14 protein-coding genes and 1 pseudogene are annotated in these 13,482 nt (G+C 43.5%); 6 read left to right on the forward strand and 9 right to left on the reverse strand.

Annotated elements, in window-relative coordinates:
* Nucleotides 1-17 precede the first annotated feature (17 nt).
* On the reverse strand, nt 18-1,280 hold the full coding sequence (locus LIT25_17790; protein ID USK32442.1) for a UV damage repair protein UvrX: 1,263 nt from the start codon (nt 1,278-1,280) through the stop codon (nt 18-20).
* Nucleotides 1,281-1,567: 287 nt separating this feature from the next.
* Between LIT25_17790 and LIT25_17795 the strand changes: the two genes are divergently transcribed.
* Complete coding sequence (locus LIT25_17795; protein USK32443.1) at nt 1,568-1,756, forward strand: hypothetical protein; 189 nt, start codon at nt 1,568-1,570, stop codon at nt 1,754-1,756.
* Nucleotides 1,757-2,135: 379 nt separating this feature from the next.
* Here the strand turns inward: LIT25_17795 and LIT25_17800 are convergent, their stop codons facing one another.
* Entirely contained in the window at nt 2,136-2,930 is a 795-nt protein-coding gene (locus LIT25_17800) for an SDR family oxidoreductase (protein ID USK32444.1), read from the reverse strand.
* A 10-nt stretch (nt 2,931-2,940) separates the two neighbouring features.
* Entirely contained in the window at nt 2,941-3,897 is a 957-nt protein-coding gene (locus LIT25_17805) for an MBL fold metallo-hydrolase (protein ID USK32445.1), read from the reverse strand.
* Nucleotides 3,898-4,388: 491 nt separating this feature from the next.
* Here LIT25_17805 and proC point away from each other — a divergent pair, with 491 nt between their 5' ends.
* The 3 genes and pseudogenes from proC to LIT25_17820 all read left to right on the forward strand — a co-directional run bounded on the left by proC (nt 4,389) and on the right by LIT25_17820 (nt 6,689).
* Entirely contained in the window at nt 4,389-5,234 is an 846-nt protein-coding gene (gene proC, locus LIT25_17810; GenBank protein ID USK36322.1) for a pyrroline-5-carboxylate reductase, read from the forward strand.
* Nucleotides 5,235-5,319: 85 nt separating this feature from the next.
* Nucleotides 5,320-5,621, forward strand: a pseudogene (locus LIT25_17815) (antibiotic biosynthesis monooxygenase).
* A gap of 837 nt (nt 5,622-6,458) precedes the next feature.
* Nucleotides 6,459-6,689 carry a hypothetical protein gene (locus tag LIT25_17820; protein ID USK32446.1) on the forward strand — a complete coding sequence of 77 codons (231 nt, stop codon included), beginning with the start codon at nt 6,459-6,461 and terminating at the stop codon, nt 6,687-6,689.
* Between the two features lie 22 nt (nt 6,690-6,711).
* Here LIT25_17820 and LIT25_17825 read toward each other — a convergent pair whose 3' ends face one another.
* Nucleotides 6,712-7,158: an NUDIX domain-containing protein gene (locus tag LIT25_17825; GenBank protein USK32447.1), complete on the reverse strand. Its 447-nt coding sequence runs from the start codon at nt 7,156-7,158 to the stop codon at nt 6,712-6,714.
* An 89-nt stretch (nt 7,159-7,247) separates the two neighbouring features.
* Nucleotides 7,248-8,876 (reverse strand): M20/M25/M40 family metallo-hydrolase, encoded by a 1,629-nt coding sequence (locus LIT25_17830; protein ID USK32448.1) that lies wholly within the window; start codon nt 8,874-8,876, stop codon nt 7,248-7,250.
* A 142-nt stretch (nt 8,877-9,018) separates the two neighbouring features.
* Between LIT25_17830 and namA the strand changes: the two genes are divergently transcribed.
* On the forward strand, nt 9,019-10,035 hold the full coding sequence (namA, locus tag LIT25_17835) for an NADPH dehydrogenase NamA (protein USK32449.1): 1,017 nt from the start codon (nt 9,019-9,021) through the stop codon (nt 10,033-10,035).
* A gap of 342 nt (nt 10,036-10,377) precedes the next feature.
* On the opposite strand, the gene LIT25_17840 is transcribed toward namA, so the two are convergent.
* The 4 genes from LIT25_17840 to rnz form a co-directional block, all read right to left on the reverse strand.
* Entirely contained in the window at nt 10,378-10,932 is a 555-nt protein-coding gene (locus LIT25_17840) for a hypothetical protein (protein ID USK32450.1), read from the reverse strand.
* A gap of 163 nt (nt 10,933-11,095) precedes the next feature.
* On the reverse strand, nt 11,096-11,245 hold the full coding sequence (gene rpmG / locus LIT25_17845) for a 50S ribosomal protein L33 (GenBank protein USK32451.1): 150 nt from the start codon (nt 11,243-11,245) through the stop codon (nt 11,096-11,098).
* A 79-nt stretch (nt 11,246-11,324) separates the two neighbouring features.
* The gene (locus LIT25_17850; protein USK32452.1) at nt 11,325-11,870 is read right to left on the reverse strand and encodes a histidine phosphatase family protein; all 546 of its coding nucleotides are present in this window, start codon (nt 11,868-11,870) and stop codon (nt 11,325-11,327) included.
* Nucleotides 11,863-12,792: a ribonuclease Z gene (gene rnz / locus LIT25_17855; protein USK32453.1), complete on the reverse strand. Its 930-nt coding sequence runs from the start codon at nt 12,790-12,792 to the stop codon at nt 11,863-11,865. Before rnz ends, LIT25_17850 begins: the two co-directional genes overlap by 8 nt.
* A 125-nt stretch (nt 12,793-12,917) precedes the next feature.
* On the opposite strand from rnz, the gene LIT25_17860 reads away from it, so the two are divergent.
* Nucleotides 12,918-13,376 carry an NUDIX hydrolase gene (locus tag LIT25_17860; protein USK32454.1) on the forward strand — a complete coding sequence of 153 codons (459 nt, stop codon included), beginning with the start codon at nt 12,918-12,920 and terminating at the stop codon, nt 13,374-13,376.
* The last annotated feature ends 106 nt before the right edge of the window (nt 13,377-13,482 follow it).

The following is a 13,482-nucleotide window of genomic DNA, read 5'->3' on the forward strand; positions in this document are numbered from 1 at the left end:
AACGATCCCTCCTTTTGTTAAGCTTTGTGTCCGCCGACAAGCTTGGCGCGGTGCCTCGCGGTGCCGGCGTTTGTATAGGAAACAGCGCGCAGCAGGGCATTTGAGCCGTATTTCCCCCGAATGGAGTCCATCACATAACCGAGGATCTGTTCTTTTTCACGGTTAGGCTGAAACAAATCCAGCTGCATTTCGGCATCATCTTCAATATTGGACAGAGCAATTGAAATTTTCCGGACGGTTTTATTTGCATAAAATTGATCAAATAATGCGATGCATGTTTCGTAAAGCTCCATTGTGATATTGGTCGGCTGGCGCATCGTCCGGGAGCGGTGAAATCCGCCTCCAAGTTCATCGTGACTGTAGCCGATCCCAAGGCTGACCGTTCTGCCCGCTTTCCGGTGGCTGCGTGCTCTTCTTGCGACCTCCTCGCACATCTCAAGGATGACATGCTTCACTTCTTTCGGGTCGGGATAGTCCCGCATTAAGATCTGGCTTTTGCCGAAGCTGATCTGCCCCTGCAGAATCGGTGCCCCAATTTCAGACAGGTCAACGCCCCAAGCATGATAATAGAGCTGATTTCCCATAATGCCAAATTTCTTCTCCAGCACCTCTAGCGGATGACGCGCAAGCTGCCCCACATTAAAGATTCCCATTCGGTTCAGCGTTTTTTCAACCTGGCTGCCGATGCCCCACATCTTCCGGAGCGGCGTGACCTTCCAGAGCTTTTCCTTCACATCATCGTACGTCCATTCCGCAATTCCTTTTTTCTTCGCCTCCAAATCAAGGCAGACTTTAGAGAGCAGCATATTAGGACCGATGCCAATCGCACACGGGAGGGAAAATTCGCGCTCCATATCATCTCTGATTTTGTCTGCAATGGTCCAGGCATCTCCCCATATCCCCTCAACTCCATCGACTTGAATAAAGCTCTCGTCCACACTGTACGTATGGATGGCATCCTTTGGAACGTACCGGTGGAAGAGGCGCGTAAGCTCGGTTGAGATCCGGACAAAGGATGCCATCTTTGCATTTACAATGTGAATGCGGGGATCTTTTGGAATTTCGAACAAACGAGATCCTGTTTTAATGCCAAATTCCTTTTTCAGACAAGGTGAAGCTGCAAGCACAATGCTCCCCTGCCGCTCTGTATCGCCGACAACAGCTAAATGGCATGTCAGCGGATCGAGTCCATACAGGACCGCTGCGCAGCTTGCATAAAAGCTTTTCATGTCAATGCACAGAATTTTTCGTTTTGGAAATTGACTGTAATCCTCAATCATAGTTCTTACTCCCCACAACAGAATATATGTTCGCGTTTATTATATGATTAATAGTAAGCGAATATACGTTCGATTTCAATGGTAGTTTTCGCCAAGAAAAGCGGAACCGAATGCTTAGCGCAGGCAGACAGAAAAGGATCCGACAGAAAAGGCGCTTTTTGCCTTTACTGGCGGATCCTTTCTGGCCGAGGAGTTAGGAGGTGGAGCTGGACATCAAGAAAAGCTGAATTGACTGCTTGGCATCCGCTGAAAACCCGCTTATAATCATGTGTAAGAAGAGGTGGAACATGAACGAAAAGTGGATTTATAAAATGATTCAGCAATCCTTTCAGCAGTATGAGCTAGAGGGATCGCTTAGTGAAAAAGAAGCACATGAACTTGTTGCAAAAGTAATAGAAAAAAAGCAAGAAGAAACGGAATGGTTTGAAGTAGTTGAGGATGTTGTGTATGGATATGTGACGAATCAGGAGCTATAGTCAGAAAGCGGAACCGGCCATTCAGATATGGCAGGGAGATAAGAACTCAACAGAAAAGGCCAGGTTTGACACAGCCGCTTGTATCATACAGCCGAAATGAGGATTTTTACAGCCGTTTTTTCAAATCTTTCAGTCGTTTTCGGTTTTTATTCAGCCAAAGCGTTTTTTTTTTGCTTCAGCCGTTTTCAGCTAATAGGGCCGCTTTTTTCTACTATCAGCCTGCCTTCAGCTTTTTCAGCCGAATGCCGTAAGCAGAGAAATTCAGCTGGAAAACGTAAAAGATGAAAAAACAACTCAATCTGAAAAGAGCGTCTTTAGCGTAAAAACCGCATTCCAGCCCCTGTAAAAGCACAAAACCGGCCGATGGGCCGGTTTTGTTTTATTTCCTTGATAACGCCTTCCCCGCCACTTTTTCAAACAAACGGGGCATAAGCTGATAAAAGCTGCTGCCCGCATTCATCCAGCCGGGCAAGTTAATTTCACGCCTGTCAGAGAGCATAGAGCCCACAATCTTCTCTGACACCCTATCAGGATTCAGCATAAAACGCTCCACATTTTTTACATAGTTGCCGCTTTGGTCGGCGATTTCGAAAAAGTCTGTTTTAATAGGGCCCGGATTAACCGATGTGACATGAATATTCGTTTCTAAAAGCTCCATCCGCAGGCTGTTTGTAAACCCGAGCACGGCATGCTTGGAAGCAGCATACAAGCTTGATTTAGGCGTGGCAAGCTTTCCTGCCTGTGAAGCGATATTGATGATATGGCCATCGTTTCGCTTCTTCATGGAAGGAAGCACCATTTTTGTGCATGCGATTAAGCCGAAGACGTTCACTTCAAACATCGATTTCATTTCCTCAAGAGTAGCATCCAGAACGGTGTTGAAAATACCGAATCCGGCATTATTAACGAGAACATCAATTTGCGGAATGTCATTCATCATCCGGTCAAATGTCTGCTGAACAGCATTCAGATCACTGACATCGAGCTGATAGTAAAGACACGAAACATGGTAGTTTTTTGCAATGTGTTCCGCAGCAGCAGCCAGACGGTCCGATCTTCTGGCAAGTAAAATGGGATGTCCGCCGCTCTTGGCCACGAGCACCGCCATTTTTTCGCCAATTCCACCCGACGCTCCTGTTACAACTACGTAGCGGTTTTTCAGTTTTTCATTCATTTCGTACACCTCAGCAAGAATAAATTTTCTTTGCTCCCTCCATATGCCCTTTAATTTCTCCCAATGCCTCTAAATAATCCAGCTGTCCGACCGTTTCCGACATTGTGAGCATCAATTGTCTTTTATAAAGATGCGGAAAGAGCCTCTGACAAGCTTCAAATGCTGTCATCGGTTTTTCTTTTATATAGCCGCGCACTTCAAATGCACGTTCCGCCTGTTTTTTCAAGCGATAGCGAATGAGTTCATGCGGCTGCAGCACCGTTTCCCCATGCCCTGAAAATACGTTTGAAATTGGAATTTTCAGCAGGGATTTAAATGATTCATTAAATTGGATCTGAGGTCTTGGCCGCTCTCCCCCATCCATTGGAGGCTCAAGCAGCGGATTTGCCGAAATATGCTGAAGAAGATGATCGCCGCCAAACATCAGGCCATCCTCCGCACGATAAAGGGCGATATGCGTTTGGGCATGCCCCGGGGTTTCAATCACATGCCAGCCGTCCATGCCTGGAACAGAGTCTCCTTCCCTGAGAGATGATGTTAAGTTCCGCTTGCATGCATATTTCATCGACGAATCAAACTGAGCCAAATAAGGAAGCAGCTGCTCATCAATGCCAAATTCCGTGAACAGTTTCATAAAGAATTCTTTTTGAGCAGCCATAAATGACTCATCCTGCATGATCCAAGGCGCATTGTATGGGTGCCCGGTCACATCCACCGATTGAGGCAGGCAATCAAGCAGACCGACATGATCTGGATGATGATGCGTCAGGATGACCTGTTCAATATCTTCAATCCTGTATCCGGCCTGCTCCAATTGAGTATTCAGGGCCACGAGGGCTTCTGGTGTTTTAGGTCCGGCATCAATCAGTGTCAGCCTATCTCCTTTTACAAGGTATACATTCACATCTCCTACTGGAAAAGGAGTCGGCAAGGTTATTTTGATGATCATATCTGATTTCGTTTTCATACCATCTTCCTCATTTGTTATTTTTATATAAGTCTAATATATTCAACGCATGACTTATGAATGTTTATTCATTAATTATAAAGCTTATTTTACACGTTCACTGCAAATGTGTCATTATTTTCAAATAATTCATTGCGGAAATAGAAAAAAAATCAGCTTGACAAACACTTGTCCAACCTCGCATAATGATGAACAAATCACTTTAATGCACGAATGCAGGAAATGAATATAGATTGAGCAATGAACAGGAATAGTAAATCAAGCAATGATAACAGAGAGTGAAATCCGCCGGCTGAAAGGTTTCACCATCCTCTTGCAGATTGAACCTGCCCTGTGAGCTCTCAGGCAAACTTGACGTGATCCCTCGTTACGGGATATTAAGTTGGGGTTATGCATCGCGCATTTCCCAATGAAGGTGGTACCGCGGAAACCTTTTCGTCCTTTATTTTTAATTGGATGAAAAGGTTTTTTTATTTTCAAAATCAGGAGGAATTCAAATGAAACACATCGCATTTGTAGGTGCAGGATCAATGGCAGAGGCCATCATTAACGGATTAATCAGCGGCGGTGTCTGCCTCCCTGAACATATAAAAGTCACAAATCGCTCAAGCATAGAAAGGCTGGACTTTCTCAATCAAGCTTACGGAGTGTCGGTTACAAAAAACAAACAGGAAACTGTTGAAGGTGCTTCCATTATTATCCTTGCAATGAAACCAAAAGATGTTAAAGCAGGAATCGAAAGCATCAGGGATTACGTGGACAGCAGTCAGGTCATTATTTCCGTTCTCGCAGGCATTTCGAGTGCAACCATCCGGGAGCTTTTAGGAAAAGAGCTGTCCATTATCCGGGCGATGCCAAATACATCTGCTGCGATTCAGAGATCGGCAACAGCCCTTGCATGCAATTCAGCGGTAACAGCGGATCAGCTGAAGCAGGCAACCGGGCTTTTTGAAGCAATCGGGACCGTTACCCGTGTTTTAGAACATCAGCTGGATGCTGTAACAGGTCTTTCCGGAAGCGGTCCTGCTTACGTTTATTACATCGCAGAAGCGCTTGAAAAAGCAGCCGCAGAAACCGGCCTTGAAAAAGAGACAGCGAAAGCATTGATTGCGCAGACCCTGCTCGGGGCAGCAGAAATGCTGCTGAATTCAGAAAAAGAGCCTGCGCTGCTCCGAAAAGAGGTCACAAGTCCTGGCGGCACAACTGAGGCTGGCTTGAAAAAGCTTGAGGAGCATGGAGTCAGCGAAGCGATTGCTGCCTGTATTAAAAGAGCGACAGAGCGTTCACATGAACTTAGAGAGATATTTTCAAAAAATGGATTAAAGGAGCATACTTAAAGAGACCCAGTGCAGGAAAAACAGCGGGCTTGTTGAAGTAAAAAAGCCAAAGTCAAGTAAAGTCATAATTCAGACAGGTGATAAAATGTATACAGTCTTTTCGACTTTTGATGTGCCGAATGAAAAGGCGGATGAAGTCATTAAAATATATAAGAATCGGTCCCGGTAGACGATGCAGAAGGATTTGTCGATTTTCTCCTTCTCCAAAACGATAAGCGTGCAGGGGAATTAACGGTACAGCTTATTTTTAAGCGTAAAGAAGATTACTTGAATTGGGTAAAAAGCGAGGATTTCAAAAAGATTCATGATCTTGAGAAGAAATATCCCGATCAGGAGCTCGCAGCTGTCATCCCTAAAGTCAATCAATACAAGGTGGTTGCACGATGAGTTTTTTTCCGGCAGACCAAATTGCATGACGTAACCGAAAAAATCTATCAGAAGGCGCCATCACTGCTGGAGCGATTCGGAGAAAAAGGGAAAGAGAAATGCAAGGAAGATAATCATCATCACTTAAACCATCTTAAAACAGCTTATGACCTGTAAAATGAACAGGTATTCACAGATTATGCGAATGGCTGAATGGGATTTTAGTGAAGCACGGCATGAAAACACAGCATTTAATTGATAACTTCATGCTAATTAAAGAAGTTCTCCTCTCAGCTGAAATCAAGGACAGAGAGAAAGTGTCAGCTTATCTTTCATATTTGGATGCTGGTATCAACTCAATTTTAATAGAAAAAGAGAAATAAAGAGAAATGGGGTGTTCTGTTTTGAAGAATTCTCATGCACTGGAGTTTGCTCAATCGCTATTGAATGGCGATGAGCATGCAGCAGTCCAGCTGGTCAAAGCTCACAGTCACCTGTCACGGACACAACTGTTTATAGAACTATTCACGCCTGCGATGCAGCATGTGGGCGATTTATGAGAAAACAATGAAATTATGGCAGCAGATGAGCATTTGGCAAGTGTAGTTTGTGATTTTATTTTATCAACGCATTATCCGCCGATGCAAAATTCAGCATCAGAAGGCAGAAAAAAGCGATGCTTCTGTGTGTTGAAGGAGAGCAGCATTATTTGGGCCTGAAAATGGTCAACAGCTTATTCGAAGAAAAGGGTATGAAACACACTATTTAGGCCCTAACCTTCCGCTTGAATACGCCATTAAGAAAGCAGAGCTCTAGAAGCCGGAAGTAATCTGCTTCTCCATTTCCATTGTGTATCATTTGCCTAATATAAAGAAATATGTTGATGCACTGGCTGCTTTGCCGAACCCTCCAGTCATACTTATTGGAGGCAGAATCGTTAATCAATATGATCTGCACCCTAATTGTTCAGGTCAAGCAGAAATTATGTACGATGTAAAAGCCGTAGAGAACTGGCTGAACAAAAACAGCATGAATAATAAAGGTCACACGCTCGCTGAAGCAAGCCAAACTTTATCTCCATTAAACTAAAAAAAGAGACTGATTCATCCTATTAAAGGATCTGGCCAGTCTCTTTTTTCAGTTTCAAAGAGTTAGAGAGCTGAATGCTTTTTTTAAGCCAAGGCGGAGAATCTTCCTTCGCCATGATCTCTTCAAATGTCATCCAGGCAGCGGATGATACCTCTTCTTCGCATTTTGCATAAGGTGTGCCGCTCTTATATTCACACAAAAAAACAACATCAACCACTTGGGTTCCATCATCAGATACGAAAGAGGTGCTGTGCACATAACACATGTCATCACATATTTCAATTCCGGTTTCTTCCCCGATTTCACGTTTCAGCGTCCGTTCTAAAATACTTGAGGAAGGCCCTTCCTGTTCCACTTTTCCGCCTGCGAGGGAAAGCTGACCTGCTGCATGTTCTTCCGTCATGCTTCTTTTAATAATCAGCCAGCTGTCATCTTTAAAAACAGCTCCTTCAACATTCACAACAAACATAAACAAGTTTCTCCCCTTGCTATATTTTTCTATTTTGAGTCAATATTTGAATCTCCCCTATTAATAGCTCCAATTCAGGGACCACCTCCCTATTTCTTCTCAAAAATCCTCTTCAGTGTAAAAGAAAGCAGCTTTGGACACGTTTCAAAAGAATAAGGGAGATGCAGACGCTCCGTCCATTTGTGAGGATCCTTGCCGAATGGCCCGACATTTAAAACAGGGATGTTCAGGGCTTTGATTTCCTCAAGAGGAAGCTGATAATGGTCCCCGTAAATCGGCATGTTGGCAGTCAGCTCACGGATGGATTCTTCGCTTTCTCTGATCTGCAGGAAGCTTAAATCTGAAAGTCCGGCAAAATATTGCTGATTCTTGAGTGAAATCTGAAACTGATCCTTCGCATAGCTTTGAACCTCTGAAAGAATTCCTTGTATAAAATCATCCTCTTTTGAAGAAACAGATGGATAAAAAGGCGGACTGTAAAAAACAACAATCAAAGGCGCCAGCTCCTTGCACAAGCCGGATAAGCCAGAGACAATTTTATTTGTGAAATGACGGTCATCCAGAGCTCCGCGATTGGCTTTTAAATAATGAATATGCCGGTTCACTTCAGCCTCTCCGACTTTCTTCACGGCGTATTCCAGCAGGTCATCATAGGACATGACGGTGACTTGACAGGACGCTGGTGTATATGTGACAGACTGGCTGTAGCGGCTTGCTTTCTCGTCATAGAAGCGCTCAATATTTTCTGCCGCTTCCACTGCTGTTTTCAAAAGCATATCATGCAGCTCAAGCATGCTGCGTTTCATTGTTAAAATATTAAAAAGCGTAACGGCTTCATGCGGAATTTGCACCGAATACTCTTCCTTTAAATCCTTTTGCATCAAATTCATCGGCGGAGGTGTAACTTCGTCATCCACTATTTCGCTGTAGCGTTCGTTCAGTTCAAGCAGCCTGTTAAGCTCTGATACCATCAGGTTTGCGTTTAATCCTGAAAAAGGCTCCCCAACATGGGTCTCAACTCCGCTGCAGTAAAATCCCGCAAGCACTTTGCCGATTGAACCGCTGTATACATAATAATTCTCATCGTTTGGATATCTCGAGAACATTGGTTCTGAGTTTACGCATGCCCGGTATGAAAGGTTAAACTGGTTTTTCAGATCTTTCAAAACAGGTACCGCGCCAAGCATACCGGCAGAATTCACTTCTTCATCAGGAACGGTCAGCAAAAGAAGATTCCCTTCAAAATCCCCTTCCATTGCTCGTTCAAGCATTCCAAGCTGTACGGTCAGACCCGCTTTCATATCCATTGTGCCCCGGCCAAACAGCCAGTCGCCTGTTTCAATATCTTCTTTTACATGAGGAGGCAGCAGATCCGCTGAATTCAGCAGCTCCTTCGTTAATTCGTGAGGATGGAACGCTAAATGCTGCAGGTGACCATAATCTTTCACATCAACAACATCAAAATGACTCAATAAAAGAACGGTTTCGTCTGTCTGCTTCTTGCTTTTTACAAGCGCAGTCAGAAAATACCGTCCATCAGACAGCGGATGCAGCTGAAGAAAATCAGGATTCTCTTTAAAATAAGGAAAATCATTCAGTACATAATAAAGATGCTGGGCAAGTGCAATCTCATCTTTTGATCCTGTAATGCTTGCAAGGTTCACTAGGCCTGTTAAAAGTTCCGTCAACTGCTGTTTTGATTGCCATTTTGAATTCATGATGAGACCTCCTATAATATATGCTGTTTCTATTCTATAGAATTTTCGCAATTTTTAAAAGAGGTGTCAGGCAACTTCAATGAAGTATACATTTAAAGCTGTTATACTTTTTATGAAATTCATTTCAGGGAGGCAAAGCTAGATGAAAAATCATTTATTCACACCATATACCGTAAAAAATGTCACACTGAAAAATCGCATAGTGATGTCTCCAATGTGTATGTATTCTTCCCATCGCGAAGGCGGCATGGTCGAAGATTTTCACATGACACACTATATCAGCCGGGCAGTCGGCGGTGCTGGACTGATCATGATAGAAGCAACATCTGTCACTCCTCAAGGAAGAATCTCCCCTCAGGATTTAGGGATTTGGAACGAAGAACATATAGATGGACTTGCAAAGCTTGTGGACGGCATGAAGCAATACGGGGCGAAAACAGCCATCCAGCTTGCACATGCGGGACGAAAGGCTGTTTTAGAAGGTGAAATCATTTCGCCTTCAGCACTTGCTTTTAATGAAAAAATGAAAACACCCGCTGCAATGACGAAGGAACAGATTTCTGAAACCATTCAAGCATTTAAGGACGGGGCGAACCGCGCTAAAAAAGCGGGATTCGATATAATTGAAATTCACGGGGCGCATGGTTATCTAATCAATCAATTCCTGTCCCCTCTGTCAAATAAACGGACAGATGAATATGGCGGAAGCAAAGAAAACCGCTGCCGTTTCCTGCATGAAGTGATAGAAGCAGTAAAAGATGAATGGGATGGTCCATTGTTTGTCAGGGTATCCGCAACAGACTATCATCCTGAAGGATTAGACGTAGAAGATTATGTGGAATTCAGCACCTGGATGAAGGAACAGGGCGTTGATTTAATTGATGTAAGCTCAGGGGCTTTAGTGCCTGCTGATATAAAAGTTTTCCCTGGATATCAAGTGAAATTTGCCGAGCGCATCCGGGAAGGAGCAGGCATTGACACTGGTGCGGTCGGACTCATCACATCAGGAATCCAGGCAGATGAGATTCTCGGAAACGAACGTGCGGATTTGATTTTCCTTGCACGCGCACTTCTGCGTGATCCATATTGGCCTCGGACAGCAGCACTTGAGCTCGGGGCGGAAATTGAAGCTCCGAAGCAATATGCACGGGAATGGTAAGGAATTTTTAAGTTTATACCTGAAAAAGCAGCCATGACGGCTGCTTTTTTTAGAAAGTAATTCATCTATTCTTTTCTCTGGCACAAAGACAAGAATGCAATCGCCTGGAGGCCGCAATTTTTCAATTTCCGTTCCATCCTTCCTTGTTGAAAACCGAGCTGCGGTACCAAGACCTCTTTTCTCCCTGTTTCTTTCATTTCAGAGCAAGCACCAAGTCGATTGTGATGACTTTAAATTTATAGGACTGCTCCTGGTCATCGCCTTGGAATGCGATTGTGCAATCAATATAGAAAATGTAAAATCAATAAAAAAAGGAGCTGCATCAGCCCCTCTCAACTATCGCTAAAAACCCTTTTCATCTACAAGCTTCACTTTATCCTGAAGGAGCTCAACCTCTCCTCCTCCGGGCACCAGCTCATCTTGCTGATAATACCAGAGGACCGTGTTTTGCAGATTGTATTTTTGGGCGATTTCTTTCTCCAGCATGCCGCCTACTTGGAGAGTGCGTGCTTCGGCCCCGTTTATTTTCACTTCCATAGATCCTTTCTCATCTGAGAGAAGACCATAGATCATTGAGTTTCCGTAGAAATGATAATTCAAAAGTTCACCTTCAGCTGGACGGTCTTCGAGCGGATTCGTTGAGATGGACCCAGCTTTCCATCCATAAATTCCTTCTTTTAAAAAAGCCGTTCCCAGATGATTCTTTTGGTCAATAAAAAAGAAGAGGGCTTCATCGTTTATTTTATAGGCTGGAATGACTACTTCCATATCATGTTTCGTATGCTGCAGCGCTTCAAGAGGCTCATCGAAGGATTGTGATATTTCTGTCATTGACCAGATGACAAAGGCCAGACCAAAACAAATGAATAAACCTAAGGATACTTTGTATTTATTCACTAAATCCCCCCATTCTTCAAATGTCTCCTGTTATTTTTTATATTCTAGGCCTTTAAGCTGTATTCCTTTTATCCGTACAGGGAAATAATCTGCACTATTTCGCTATTTTCAGGCAAGAAAAAAGGAACTTCATCAAAATCTGATGCCGTTCCTCTCTCAATTATTATTTTGTTTCGCGGTGCAGGGTTACTTTTTTAAGTCTGGGTGAATATTTTTTCAATTCCAGACGGTCTGGATTGTTTCGTTTGTTCTTTTTTGTTATGTAATTGCGATCACCAGTCTCGGTGCATTGCAGGGTTACGTTCACTCTCATGTCCTATTTCCTCCTATAAATCATAAAACGTAATAGTTACGATTTGATAATATTATTTTAGCTGGTCCTTTCTCCTTTGTCAACTCCATATTCTCTGAATGTCCGCTTTCCCATCGTGCTTGAGAATAATTTTAAACACATCGGGATTCGACATGCTCATCAAATGATCATATCCGAATGAATGATCAAAAGATCTCAGCAGCAAGGTTATTAAATTTCCATGACTGACAAGCATTGTATGATTTTCTTTTGCAGCAGTAATCTCGGCCAGAAGAGAACACACCCGCTCCAAGCCCGATTGGTTAGACTCGCCTCCTTCAAACGCAAGAGACAGATCGTCAAATGTATCCTTAAGCCTGTCTTTCCAATCCTCTATGCTCTTTCCGCTCATCACTCTTTCGGATAAACGCTCATCAAGGTGCAGTTCAAGCTTTTTCTTTTCAGCAAGCGGAGCTGCCGTTTGAATGGCACGGAGAAAAGGACTTGAGATGATTTTGTCAACTTCAAGTCCTTTAAAAAACTCAGCAAGACCTAAAGCCTGGGTAAGTCCTTCATTTGTAAGCTCAGCATCAAATGCCTGACCCTTCGCCTGACAATGCCGAACAGCATATATGATTTTAGTCATTTGCTCTCTCTAATTCAAAACATGAAAAATCCTCCGCAACCGATGTGTTAGTAAAAATTGAGGCTGCTTCACTTAACAGTGTGTCCTTATCATCATCCTGATAGCGGGCACTAATGTGAGTCAGAACCAGTTTTTTTGCATTTGCTTCTAAAGCTGCTGCTGCAGCCTGGGTTGTTGAGGAATGAAAATACTGATATGCAAGCAGTTCATCTTCCTCACCGAACGTCGCCTCATGGACAAGCATGTCTGCGTTTCGTGCAAGATCCAGAATTTGCGGACATGTTCTCGTATCTCCTAATATTGCCACAACTCTTCCTTTTTTAGGGGCTCCAAGAAAGTCAGCGCCAGATAACACTCTGCCGTCTTCTAAATGAACGGTTTCGCCATCTTTTAATTTTTTATAAACAGGACCCGGCCCTACTCCTGCCTCTTTTAATTTGTCCACAAGGAGCATGCCCGGAGCATCCTTTTCAGTAATCCGGTAACCGTATGAAGGAACGCCGTGTTCCAGTTTCTTCGCCACAACAGTAAATTGCTCATCTTCAAAAACAAGACCTTCATCAATTTCAACGATTTCAAGCGGATATTTTAAATGTGTAAAACTAAGCTGAAGAGATGACTGAACATATTCTTTAATTCCAGCCGGACCATAAATTGTCAGAGGTTCTTCCCCGCCCTGAAACGAACGGCTCCCCAAAAAACCCGGCAATCCAAATATATGATCGCCATGCATATGTGTTATAAAGATTTTTTCAATTTTCCTCGGTTTTATTGTAGTATATAAAATTTGATGCTGCGTTGCCTCCCCGCAGTCAAACAGCCAGACGGCTTTGCGTTCCTCTAAAAGACGCAATGCGATTGAGCTGACATTTCTTGCTTTTGCGGGCATTCCCGCACCCGTTCCTAAAAACAGCAGATCCAAAATTGCTTCACCTCGTCCGATTTTCTTATCTATTAGAATACATGACTTCCCGGAAAATATGAAGAATGAAAAGGGATTTAAATGGTTTAGAAGAATATATCAATAGATTGAAGAAAGGGGATTCTATGAAAACTCCAAAACACATCGTGGCTGTATCGGCTTTCATTGCAAATAAAAACAATGAAGTGCTGCTGGTGAAAACATTCCACCGAAAAGACACATGGGAGCTTCCAGGAGGCCAGGTTGAAGAAGGCGAGCCGCTCGAGCAGGCCCTCTGCCGCGAGATTCTTGAGGAAACAGGGTTTATTATTCAGCCTACAGGCATAAGCGGAGTTTATTTCAACGCGACAGGCAGCATTTTAAACATCGTGTTTCATGCTGAGCTGCAGAGCGGGAAACTTGAAAAACAGCCGGATGAAATCATGGAAGCAGCTTTTTTTAAACTGGAGAAAGAAACGATCAAACACTATATTAGCCGGGATCACTTAGTTCCCCGTGTACTTGATGCCATGGTCTCTAAATCAGCCGTTCCCTGCGAAACTTGGACAACCGATCCTTTTAAAAGAATAGAACGCCTGAATTAATGCGAAAAGGCACCGGGAGCGGTGTCTTTGCACCAAAAATCTTGGAATCATAAACAGATCGTTCTCATTTTGCACGCCGTAAATGTAATCCGGCAAGTCCACATGT

This window comes from Bacillus sp. F19 (genome assembly GCA_023823795.1).
Classification (GTDB): domain Bacteria; phylum Bacillota; class Bacilli; order Bacillales; family Bacillaceae; genus Bacillus_P.

Bases quoted from the DNA above. Each gene is read 5' to 3' on its own strand.
- LIT25_17790 (USK32442.1), bottom strand. From the start codon at position 1,280: ATGATTGAGGATTACAGTCAATTTCCAAAACGAAAAATTCTGTGCATT.
- LIT25_17795 (USK32443.1), top strand. From the start codon at position 1,568: ATGAACGAAAAGTGGATTTATAAAATGATTCAGCAATCCTTTCAGCAG.
- LIT25_17800 (USK32444.1), bottom strand. From the start codon at position 2,930: ATGAATGAAAAACTGAAAAACCGCTACGTAGTTGTAACAGGAGCGTCG.
- LIT25_17805 (USK32445.1), bottom strand. From the start codon at position 3,897: ATGAAAACGAAATCAGATATGATCATCAAAATAACCTTGCCGACTCCT.
- LIT25_17825 (USK32447.1), bottom strand. From the start codon at position 7,158: ATGTTTGTTGTGAATGTTGAAGGAGCTGTTTTTAAAGATGACAGCTGG.
- LIT25_17830 (USK32448.1), bottom strand. From the start codon at position 8,876: ATGAATTCAAAATGGCAATCAAAACAGCAGTTGACGGAACTTTTAACA.
- namA (USK32449.1), top strand. From the start codon at position 9,019: ATGAAAAATCATTTATTCACACCATATACCGTAAAAAATGTCACACTG.
- rpmG (USK32451.1), bottom strand. From the start codon at position 11,245: ATGAGAGTGAACGTAACCCTGCAATGCACCGAGACTGGTGATCGCAAT.
- LIT25_17850 (USK32452.1), bottom strand. From the start codon at position 11,870: ATGACTAAAATCATATATGCTGTTCGGCATTGTCAGGCGAAGGGTCAG.
- LIT25_17860 (USK32454.1), top strand. From the start codon at position 12,918: ATGAAAACTCCAAAACACATCGTGGCTGTATCGGCTTTCATTGCAAAT.